Raw genomic sequence first — 11,372 nt, forward strand, 5'->3', positions numbered from 1 at the left:
TCTGCACCGACTGCCACAACATGGCGAAACTCACCGATGCCACCCACTTCGGCGGCCTGGCAACCCCGGCCTTCGAAGCGGCGGCGGCCAGCACCATCGGCGGCGGCAGCACCAGCATCTCGAGCTACGACGCGGGCACCACCAACTGCACCAACCCCTGCCACACGCTGGCACCCAACCCGGCCCACTGGAATTAGCGCCGGGGAGGAGAGGAAACATCGTGAGAAAGAACGTCATCTACATCGTGGCTACTCTTCTGCTGGGCGGACTTATGCTGGTCCTCGCCGGCTGCGGCGGGGGAGGGGGAGGCGGCGCCACCGGCACGCTGCCGGCCGCTCCCGCTCCCTTCACCATCACCGGCAAAGTGAGCCTGAACGGCGCCGGGCTCGGCCAGGTCTCCCTGGCGGTCACCGGCCAGGGGGCGCAGTTCAGCGACGGCAACGGCAACTTCAGCTTCACCAACCTGGCCAACGGGAGCTACACGGTGACCCCGTCCCGCTCCGGCTACACCTTCACACCCGCCAGCCAGACGGTCACCATCGCCAACAGCGGAGCCCAACTCACCTTCACGGCGGCGGCCATCCCGAGCTACACGCTCTCCGGCAAGGTGTCGGGCTCCAACGGCAACGGTCTGTCGGGCGCCACGGTCAGCGTGGTGGCGGCCGCCAGCGGCCTCACCGTGGGGAGCCAGAGCACCGACGGCGCCGGCCACTACGCCATCGCCGGGCTCGCCGACGGCAGCTACCTGGTCAGCGTCTCCCACGGCGCGGGCTACAGCTTCACGCCCGCCGGCCAGAGCGTCACCGTGCAGGGGGCCGACCAGAGCGCCAACTTCTCCACCGCCGGGGCGGCCACCTACCAGGTCGCCGGTTCGGTGACCGTCCAGGGTGGGGCCGGCCTCGCCAACGTGGCCCTCTCGCTCGCCGGCGACAACGGGGTGAGCTACCGCGCGACCAGCGACGCCAGTGGCAACTACCTCCTGTCCGGCATCCCGGAAGGCTACTACACCCTGACCCCGAACCTCTCCGGCTACGCCTTCGTCCCCAATCCGCTGCTGGTGCGGGTGAACGGCGCCGACGCCACCGGCAACGCCATCAGCGCCAGCCCGCAGGGATCCGGTTCCGGCTCGGTAACCATCACCCTGTGAGGGCAGGTCGCGGTCCCATGAAGACGACAAAAGTGCTCAGCAATAACAGAAGGAGGAGTTGTATGTCGATTAACTGGAAGAGGTTCACACTGGCAGCCCTGCTGCTTGCCTCTTTGGCGCTGCTCCTTTCCGGATGTAGCGACTACAAGGCGCAAAGCGTGCAGCCAAACGCCGCTACCAAAGCCATCTCCGGCATCGTTTCCGATCCGGCAACCGGGCTTCCGGTCTCCGGCGCCAGCGTGACCGCCTACGGCGTCGATGCCGGCGGCGCCCAGTCGTCCAACCCGATCAGCATCTACCCGTCCACCGCCACCACCAGCAAGCGGGGGGGCTACACCCTGCAGATCCCGGCGGATTACGCGGGGTCGGTGGTGATCGAGGCCTCGCTGCCCGCATCCTCCATCCTGAAGCAGCTCGCCCAGCTGGCCTCCGGCAGCGGTGGGCGCAAGATCAGGTCGGCGTTGGCGAGCAGCGTGGTCGCCCAGGGGAGTATCCCGCCGGTGATGGTCAGCTTCGCCACCGAGGTGGCCGTGGAGTTCGTGAAGCAGAACTACGCCTCGGGCGGGCTCACCTCCGACAACATCCGCAAGGCCAACGGTGCGCTGGCCGCCGTCTTCGGCGCCAACTTCGCACAGACCGCGCCGCCGGCCAGCGCCACCGATACCAACACCTCCAAGTCGCAGCAGGACCTGCTGGTCTCCATCCAGGCGGTCAACACCGTGCTCTCCGGCAACAGCGGCAACACGGTGGCCAGCATGGTGAGCGCCATGCTCTCCAGTAACGGCATGGGAACCCTGGCCGACTCCATCAAGAGCGGCATCGTCCAGGCCACCGTCACCTTGACCGCCGCCGGGAGCCTCCCCGCCGAATACCAGCCCAGCCCGGCCATCAACACGGCGCTCTCCAATGCCCAGTCCGCACCGGTGGCGGTGCCGGACGTCTCCGACAGCACCCCCCCCAGCGCCCCCGCGCTGCTCACGGCCAACGCGGTCTCCGCCAGATCGGTGAAGCTCACCTGGAGCGCCTCCAGCGACGACACCGGCGTGACCGGCTACTCCATCTGCCGCGCCGACGCCTCCGGGGTCTATGCGACCATCGACACGGTCAACGCCGCCGGCTCCACCGCGAGCTCCTTCGGCTACCAGGACGTCTTCGCGCTGCCGCAGACCAGCTACAGCTACAAGGTGGTCGCCTTCGACAAGGCGGGTAATTTCTCGGCCGCCAGCCCGGCAGCCGCGGTGAGCACCCCGGCGGCGGTGGACGGCATCGCCCCCTCCGCGCCGGCCGGTCTTGCCTGCAAGGGGGTCACCCAGAACCTGGTCAGCCTGCAGTGGCTGCAGTCCACCAAGAACAACGCCGACGGCAGCATCTCCCCCGCGGCAAGCTACAACGTCTACCGCGACTACCAGCTGATCGCCACCGTGTCGGAGACCTCCTTCGCCGACAAGTCGGTGGCCGCCGGCACCAGCTACAGCTATTTCGTGAAGGCGGCCGACGCCAACGGCAACCTTTCCGCCTCCTCCTCCCTGCTGACCATACGGAGCGAGGCGCCCGCGGCCTCCACCCCGCCCCAGGCACCCGGTGCGCTGGCGCTGGCGGCACCGGCCGCCTACAACAAGGTCTCCCTCAGCTGGGGGGCTTCTTCGACGGCGGCCGTGACCTACAACGTCTACCGCGACTCCCAGCTGATCGCGACCGGCATCGCCGGGTCGAGCTACAGCGACAGCGCGGTGACCCCCAACACGAGCTACCTCTACACGGTGACCGCAGCGGCCGCCTCCGGAGAATCCGCTCCCTCCAACCAGCTGGCCGCCGCCACCCCCGCCGACCCCAGCCAGGGGGTGAACAACAGCGCCCCCACCGTCCCCGCCAACCTGGTGGCCGTCTCGGTGACCAGCAGCTCGGTATCCCTCATGTGGGGGAGCTCGACCAACATCGGCTCCGATGTGGCCGGCTACGTGGTGCTGCGCGGCGACGGCAGCGGCAACAACATGGTCAAGATCGCCACCGTCAGGATGCCGGGCTTCACCGACACCACGGTCTCCCCCTCCACCGTCTACAGCTACCGGGTGCGGGCTTTCAGCAGCGCCGGCATCCTCTCGGACTTAAGCACTACCTGGGCCGTCCCCACGCCGGCCGCGGTGGACCTGACCGACACCACCCCCCCCACGGTCCCCGGCGGCCTTGCGCTCGCCACCGCTCCCACCAGCGGGAAGGTGGCGCTCACCTGGAGCGCCTCCAGCAAGAGCACCGGCGACAAGGTGGTGGCAGGCTACCTGGTCTACCGTGACGGCGCCCAGGTGGCGAACGTGAAGAGCGGGGTGACCTTCACCGATACCTCGGTAGCGGGGAACACCGGCTATCTCTACACGGTGAAGGCCTACGACAACCCCGGCAACCTCTCCGCCGCCAGCGCGCCGCTCTCGGTGACCACACCGGCTGCCGCACCCAACACCTACAGCATCTACGGCAAGGTGACCCTGAACGGCTCCGGCCTCTCCGGGGTGCTGATCACGCTGGCCAACGGCAGCGCCTCCTCCACCGCGCTCACCGACCTGAACGGCAACTACTCCTTCACCGGGGTGGCCAACGGCAGCTACACCTTGAGCGCCTCGGCGGCCGGCTACTACCTGTTCACCCCCACCAGCAGGAGCCTCACGGTGAGCGGGATGAACGTCACCGGACAGGACTTCCTGACCACCCTCTCCGCGGCCATCAGCGGCGGCGTGACCTATCCCGACGGCACGGTCATCGGCGGCATCACCTACCCCGGTGGCGGCACCGTGCTGGGCGGGGTCCTCTACCCGACCGGCAGCGTGATCGGCGGCATCACCTACCCCAACGGCGTGGTGATCGGCGGGGTGAGCTACCCTCCCGGCACGGTGGTGGGGGGGATCGCCTTCCCGGTCGGCGCGGTTACCACCGGGTTCAGCTACCCGACCGGCACGGTGATCGGCGGCGTCATCTACCCGAGCGGCACGGTAACGGGGGGCACCCTCTACCCGAGCGGCACGGTCTCCGGCGGCGTCAGCTACCCGACCGGGGTGGTGGCCGGGGGGATCGCCTTCCCGAGCGGGATGGTCACGGCCGGGAGCATCTATCCCACCGGCAGGATAAGCGGTGGCATCTCCTTCCCCACCGGCTCCATCAGCGGATCGCTGGCGTGGCAGTGACGGGTCCCCTTTCAACGGCAGGACCGAGGAAAGGTTTGCAGCGGCAGGTCGCGCGCTGATGAGATAGCCAGCCGGCATGGGACAGAGCGAATAGTACGGTCGTGGACGCCGGCAGCCGGCGCCCCCGAACCGGCACGGTTACGGAGGTGACATTGGATCAAGATAGTCTGGAAAACGGATTAGGAAACGAACACTGCAATCGGGCAGAAACGAACCATGGTTCGAACACTCAAAGCAAGGAGAGCAAGATGAGGAAGAGTCTGACCAAGCTGCATTACCTGCTGTTTGTCCTGTTGATGGTGGCAATGACGGGCTGCGGCGCGAACAACGCCGGCACCGTCGCCGGCACTACCGGCGCCTCCACTGCTGGCGCCATCACCGCCAAGCTGCAGTGGCAGCAGAGCGGCAGCGCCGCCAAGGCCCTGGCGGCCATCCCCGCGGGGATCGCCAACATCCAGTTCACCGTCACCGGTTCCGGCGCCAACGGCGCGATCCCGGTGGTGAAGAGCACGGTGGCTGCCAACAGCACCCAGGGGCAGATCGGCGGCATCTACCCGGGCACCGTGGCGGTGGCCGTCAAGGCGGTGGACGCCTCCGGCGCCTCCCTCTATGAAGGGTTCGCCACCAACGTGAACGTGGCCGCCGGCGCCACCACCGACGTCGGCATCATCACCATGGCGCAGCCGGTGGTGAAGGCCGAGGAGAAGACCTGCCTGGGCTGCCACGAGACCGCGCTGGACAAGACCGGCCAGAACATCGTGGCCAACTACAAGCAGTCCGGCCACTACACCAACACCTCCTTCGTTGATGCCAACGGCCAGGGGGCAGGCTGCGTGGGCTGCCACGGTCCGTCCCACAACAACCCGGACCCCTCCGCCAACGGCACCGCCGCCCGCTGCTTCGAGTGCCACAACCTGAACAATACCAACACCGCCCTGGTCGCCAACCACGGCACCTACTACCTGGCCAATGCCACCGAGTGCTCCGCCTGCCACCAGATGCACAACACCAAGGCCGGCAACATGGAGCGTAAGACCTGGGCCCAGTCCGGCCATGGCGCCACCGACTTCGCCAACATCAACATGGGCGGTAGCAACGGCTGCGCGCTGCGCTGCCACAACGCCAAGACCTTCATCAGCGTGGTGGGTAACCCCACCGCCCTTACCCGTGGCACCACGCCGCCGACTCCGCAGATGATCACCTGTGACGCTTGCCACACCAACGCCGCCCTCGGCAAACTGCGCAACCTGCCGGGCGCCAAAGCGACCGCCTTCGCCACCTACACCACCTCGACCCCCGGCTACGGCTTCGCCCCCAACAACGTGCTGAACCCGAACAAGAAGCAGTACTACCCGGACGTCGCCGGCTCCAACCTCTGCATCGTCTGCCACAGCGGCACCACCGAAGGGGTCTCCACCGCGCTCGGCATGTCTGACCCCTACTTTGCAGGCTCCAGTCAGGCCCTGACCTACACCAACAACGGTACGCTCTCTCCGAAAGCGACCATCACCCAGCACAACATGCCGGCCGCTGCCGTCATGTATGTGAAGTTCGGCTTCACCAACCTGTCCACCGGTACCGCAGGCACCCCGTCGGCATCCTACGTCGCCAGCCTGACCTCCGACCTGGACGGCGGCACCATCTCCAGCACGCACCGCAAGTTCGGCACCTCGGCCATCGCTGCCGACAGCCACTTCTCCGCCAGCAAGCCGGCCCCGGCTAACCTCCTGACCAACGGCCCCTGCGCGGTCTGCCACGTGAGCGGCAGCCACAGCTACAGGATCGACCAGGCCGCCTTCAACGCCGTCTGCGTGAACTGCCACACCTCCGAGAACGGCAGAGACCTGACCACCGGCATCGACGCCTTCCGCAGCTACTTCATCGAGCCCAACAAAGAGGTCTACAACAACGCAATCCTGCTGGCGGCAACCGTCGTGAACCAGAAAGTGGCCGCCTACAACGCAACTCCGGCCGGCATCGCCACTCCGCTCAACTTCACCATCGGCATCAACCAGGCCACCTCCGGGCAGCCGTACAAGGTCGTGGTCTACACCACCGTGAAGACCGGCGGTCTCTACACCACTGACGGCTCCTTGAACGTCAACAGCGCGACCCTCGCCGACTTCCAGAAGGCGGCCAAGCTGCTGGGTTACTCCACCAACGGCGCTACCGACGCCACCGACCTCGGCTTCGGCAAGTTCCTGGGCGCCATCAGCAACGTGGCCCTCTTCGCCAAGGACCAGGGCGGCTTCGCCCACGCCCGCACCTACTCCCGCAGGCTCATCTACGACAGCATCGACTTCCTCGATGACGGCACCCTGAACAGGAGCGTGAGCGCCAGCGCCATCAACCTGTCCAAGACCACCGGCACCGCCGTCGCCGGGCTGTACGGCAAAGGGACTACCGCCTACACCGACGGTACTTTGAAGATAGTGGCCAGCGGCACCACCGAGAGCATGCTCTACCTGGTAGGCTGGAACCGCAGCACCGGCGCCTGGAGCTCCCCGGAGCGTCCGTAACCGTAACAATTAGCTGGCATTTGCCCCGCCTGTAAGAGGCGGGGCCTTGTAATGCACCTGAAGGAGGGCGTTGGTCGCATTGCAAGGAGGGCATTGGTGGAGACGCCTCGACGCGTCTCCACCCTCTTTTTTCCAGGGGGCGCGTACAGATCGATTGATCTTTAGCCTCCACTGCCGACATATCAAGCTCTCAACCCGTTCGTCCTGAGCATGTCGAAGCCTGTCCTGAGCCTGTCGAAGGGGAAAGCTTGTGACCGTCGGGAAAGGGTGCTTCGACAAGCTCAGCATGAACGGCTACCGACGGACACATCGTCAGGATGTAAGATGTCCAAACTCTTCCTAAAAAAATGTCCACTTATTCTCAGCTGCCTCGGCTCCCTGCTACTGCACGTGGTGATGGCGCATGCCGTGGGGGTGCTGGGACACTACGACTTCGGCCGTCCGGTCGATCAGCAGCCAGCGGTGGCGCTGGAGTTGTCTGACACGCTGGAGGCGCGTGTCGCTCCGGTGGCGTCAGCGGATTCCGCCTCCCGTCCCTCTCCGGAACCGCCCGCGACTGCCGACACCCCGGCGGATACCCCCAGCGAGGTCCGGTCCGTTGCCGCTCTTCACGATCCGGCAGTTCCCGGTCTCTGGCCCCCCTCCAGCTCGCCAGGCAGTGAACCGGCTTCCGCTGCTGCCGAAGCAGCCGCCGTCTCCCCGTCTCCTGTTGCCGATCAGGAAGCCTCCGCAGATCCGGCACCGCCCGCCTCCGCCCTGCCCAGCGCAGAGGCCGCTTCCGCCCCGGCCCCTGCCGATACGCCTGCTCCGGTGGCCCTCCAGCAGCCAAGCGCGACGCCTGCCCCGGCCGCCTCTCAAGCTCCGGACACCATGCTGCAAAAGGTGAGCGACTTCCTGGCCCCCCGCTACGAGAGGCTCGCCTACCAGATCACCATGCACGGAGTGCCGATCGGCCACGCCGAGTTGGAGTCCAAAAACGAAAAGGGGATCACCTCGATCACCCTGAGGGTGAGATCGAACGCCGCCTTCTCCGGCATCTACCTGGTTGAGGACCTGGTGGAGACCCAGCACGTGGGAGGGCTCTACATCATGGCCAGGGTCAGTCAGCGGGAAGGCTCCTTCACCAGCGAGGAGAACTTCACCATCAACCTCAGGAAGAAGAGGGTCTCCTGGTTCGACCTCAAGCAGCCGCGCTCCCTCACCATCTCCGTCCCCACCGGCAACGTGCTGGACAGCCTCTCCGGCATCTATTACCTCCGGAACCGTCCCTTGCAGGTCGGCACCGTCGAGACCCTCTACATCTTCGACAGCGAGAGCTATGCGGAGGTGCCGGTGGAAGTGCTGCGCAGGGAGAAGATGTCGCTTGCCAACTTACGCAAGGTCGACACGCTGGTGGTCCGCCCCCTCCAGAAGACGGCCGGCATCTTCCGGCGCACCGGCGAAGTGCTGATCTGGCTGACGGACGACGCGTCCCGGGTCCCGGTCAAGATCGAGACCTCCATAGCGCTTGGCAAGGTGACCGCCCGGCTGGTATCCGCCGAGTCCAGCCCCTATCAACTTCCTTAGCTGGCTTCGTTAATTAACAGGAAGCAAAACCAGCTTTTTTTTGCTACACTGTCGCCCATGAGAGGGCTTTTCGCTGCAGGTGTGCTGGTTGCCGTCACCTCCGCGCCGCTTTACGGCGCCGGACTGGACACCCCTGTCCTGTCGCCACCCCTCTCCACCCAGCATTTTTTCGCCACCGACCGCCTGCTCACTACCGGCGGCGTCAAGTACGAGGCCACCACCGATCTCCTGCTGGAGCCGGAATGGGGGCTCGGGTACCGGCACAGTGAAGGGAGCTTCACCGGTATCGAGGACCGGGTACACGCCCAGGCCGGCTGGCGCCTCTCCCTGACCGACAGCTGGTACCTTTCCGCCGCCGCCAAGTTTTCTGTCCTTACCATCCAGAGCACCGAGACCCCGGTGGGGCAGGACCTGGGGACCAGGCGCGCCTACGATCTCGCCCATCCCGTCAAAAACACCACCTGGACCAGCGAGATGGGATTCCACCTCACCCAAGGGACGGACCTCATGCTCTTCTACGACCGCACTCCGCTCTCGGGGTGGGCGACCGGAGGCCCCCAGCAGGAGGAGAGGATGGGGACGCGGTTGATCTTCAGGTTCAAATGATACAGGCAGGTGAAGGGTGAAGGGATCCGCGGGTCAGCGACCGGCATGCGCAGGGAGGACCATGACTTATCTGCTTTCCATCGACCAGGGCACGACCAGCAGCAGGGCCACCATCTTCACCCAGGCAGGGGAGCCGATCGCCTCGGCGGCCCGGGGCTTCACCCAGCACTACCCGCAACCGGGCTGGGTCGAGCACGACCCGGAGGAAATCTGGGAGAGCCAGCTGGCAGCCCTCCAGGAGACCCTCGCCAAGGCTGACATACCCACCTCACGGATAGCCGCCATCGGCATCACCAATCAGCGCGAGACCACCCTGGTCTGGGAGCGCGCCACCGGCCGTGCGCTTTCCCGCGCCATCGTCTGGCAGGACCGGCGCACCGCCGAGCGCACCGACCTCCTCAAGAGGGACGGCGTGGAGCCGCTGGTCCGGGAACGGACCGGGCTGCTTCTGGACCCCTACTTCTCGGCCAGCAAGCTCGGCTGGCTGCTGGATGAACTCCCCGGCCTGCGCGAGAGGGCGCAGAGGGGGGAGATCTGCTTCGGCACCGTCGACTCCTGGCTCATCTTCCGTCTGACAGCCGGCCGCTCCCACGTCACCGACCTCTCCAACGCCAGCCGCACCCTCCTCTTCAACATCCACACCCTCAGCTGGGACGACGACCTTTTGCGGCTGTTCGACATTCCGCGCGCCATGCTTCCGGAGGTATTGCCCAACGCCTCCCGTTTCGGGGTGACCTCGGCGGAGATCGCCGGCGGCGAGATCGCCATCACCGGGGTGGCGGGAGACCAGCAGGCCGCCCTGCTCGGGCAGGGGTGCCTCACCTCCGGCATGGCCAAGGCCACCTTCGGCACCGGCGCCTTCGTGGTGATGAACTGCGGCGAGCAGGGGAGCTGCGGCGAAGGGGTGCTGACCTCCATCGGCTGGCAGCTTCCCGGGGAAAAGGTGCAGTACGCGCTGGAGGGTTCGATCTTCATAGCAGGGGCCGCCATCGAGTGGCTCAAGGAAGGGTTGGGGATCATCGCGGAGGCAGCGGAGGTGGAGGCGCTGGCGGCGAGCGTGCCGGACAGCGGCGGGGTCTACTTGGTGCCGGCCCTGACCGGGCTGGGGACCCCCTACTGGGACCCGCATGCCAGGGGGGTGATCGCCGGCCTGACCCGGGGGAGCGGCAAGGCGCAGCTGGCTCGGGCCGCCCTGGAGGCGATCGCCTTCCAGACGGTGGACGCCATCCGTGCCATGGAAGCGGCCAGCGGGGTGCCGCTCAGCGAGCTGAGGGTGGACGGCGGCGCGACCCGTAACAACCTCCTCCTGCAGATGCAGGCCGACCTGCTGGGTGCTCCGGTGCTAAGACCGCGCTGCACGGAGACCACCTCGCTGGGGGCGGCCCTCATGGCAGGGATAGGGGCCGGCGTTATCGACCGGGCCGCGGTCGCCCAGAGCTGGGCCCTGGACCGCCGGTTTTCCCCCGAGCTGGATGAGGGCCGCAGGGAAGAGCTTTGCCGTGGCTGGAAAAAGGCGGTGCGGCTCTCCCTGGGCTGGGAGCGGGCTCCTCTTTAATCAGCGCGGCAGAGCTTCTGCTGGTCCAGCATTTCCCTGACCTTGGCCAGGAGCTGGTTGGGAAGCAGCGGCTTCATGAGCAGATGGACGCCCGAGTCGATCAGCCCGTTGCGGCTGACGATGTCGGGAGGATAGCCGCTGATGAAGAGGGCCTTGACCCCGGGGCGCAGGGCCGAGATCTCCTCGAAGCTCTCCTTGCCGTTCTTCTTCGGCATCACCACGTCCAGCACCAGCAGGTCCACCTCCCGCAGGTGGTCCCGGAAGCCGGCCGCGGCCTCCTCACCGTCGCACGCCTCGATCACCCGGTATCCCGCCCCCACCAGCACGCTTCTCACCAGGGCCCTGACCCCCGGGTCGTCCTCCGCGAGCAGCAGGGTCTCGCTCCCCCCGCCCGCCTGCCGGAGTGAAAGGGCCGACGTTACCTCCACCGCATCGATGAGCGGCAGGTAGATGCGGAAGCTGGTTCCCTTCCCCGGTTCGCTGTAGACGTTGATGTACCCCTGATGCTGCTTCACGATGCCGTAGACGATGGAGAGCCCGAGCCCGGTGCCGTGACCGGTCTCCTTGGTGGTGAAGAAGGGCTCGAAGATCTTCTCACGTACCGACTGCTCCATGCCGGCGCCGGTGTCCGAGACGGTGATCAGGGCGAAACTCCCCGGCGCCCCGTAGCCGTGCAGCCTCACGAACTCCTCCTCGATCTCGATCCTCCGGATGTCGATGGCCAGACACCCCTTGCCCGCCATGGCGTCGCGGGCATTGGTGGCCAGGTTCATCAGCACCTGCTCCAGCTGCCCGCCGTCCGCCAG

The 11,372-nt window shown here is 66.8% G+C and carries 8 protein-coding genes; 7 read left to right on the top strand and 1 reads right to left on the bottom strand.

Features of this window, described 5'->3' with window-relative positions:
• From VJ604_RS11615 to glpK, 7 genes are all read left to right on the top strand, one after another.
• The coding region (locus tag VJ604_RS11615) for a hypothetical protein (protein WP_324082628.1) at positions 1–197 on the top strand (197 nt) is incomplete at its 5' end.
• A gap of 23 nt (positions 198–220) precedes the next feature.
• Positions 221–1,147 (top strand): MSCRAMM family protein, encoded by a 927-nt coding sequence (locus tag VJ604_RS11620; protein ID WP_324082631.1) that lies wholly within the window; start codon positions 221–223, stop codon positions 1,145–1,147.
• Positions 1,148–1,209: 62 nt separating this feature from the next.
• Positions 1,210–4,320 (top strand): carboxypeptidase regulatory-like domain-containing protein, encoded by a 3,111-nt coding sequence (locus VJ604_RS11625; RefSeq protein ID WP_324082633.1) that lies wholly within the window; start codon positions 1,210–1,212, stop codon positions 4,318–4,320.
• Positions 4,321–4,568: 248 nt separating this feature from the next.
• Complete coding sequence (locus VJ604_RS11630; RefSeq protein ID WP_324082635.1) at positions 4,569–6,839, top strand: hypothetical protein; 2,271 nt, start codon at positions 4,569–4,571, stop codon at positions 6,837–6,839.
• A 324-nt stretch (positions 6,840–7,163) separates the two neighbouring features.
• Positions 7,164–8,405 carry a DUF3108 domain-containing protein gene (locus VJ604_RS11635; RefSeq protein WP_324082637.1) on the top strand — a complete coding sequence of 414 codons (1,242 nt, stop codon included), beginning with the start codon at positions 7,164–7,166 and terminating at the stop codon, positions 8,403–8,405.
• Between the two features lie 57 nt (positions 8,406–8,462).
• Entirely contained in the window at positions 8,463–9,011 is a 549-nt protein-coding gene (locus VJ604_RS11640; RefSeq protein ID WP_324082639.1) for a hypothetical protein, read from the top strand.
• Positions 9,012–9,072: 61 nt separating this feature from the next.
• Positions 9,073–10,566, top strand: a complete 1,494-nt coding sequence (glpK, locus tag VJ604_RS11645; protein WP_324082641.1) for a glycerol kinase GlpK — start codon at positions 9,073–9,075, stop codon at positions 10,564–10,566.
• Here the strand turns inward: glpK and VJ604_RS11650 are convergent.
• Positions 10,563–11,372, bottom strand: an 810-nt coding sequence (locus VJ604_RS11650) for an ATP-binding protein (protein WP_324082643.1), incomplete at its 5' end; no start/stop codon positions are given. The genes glpK and VJ604_RS11650 overlap by 4 nt on opposite strands.

Source organism: Geomonas sp., from assembly GCF_035254065.1.
Lineage (GTDB): Bacteria > Desulfobacterota > Desulfuromonadia > Geobacterales > Geobacteraceae > Geomonas.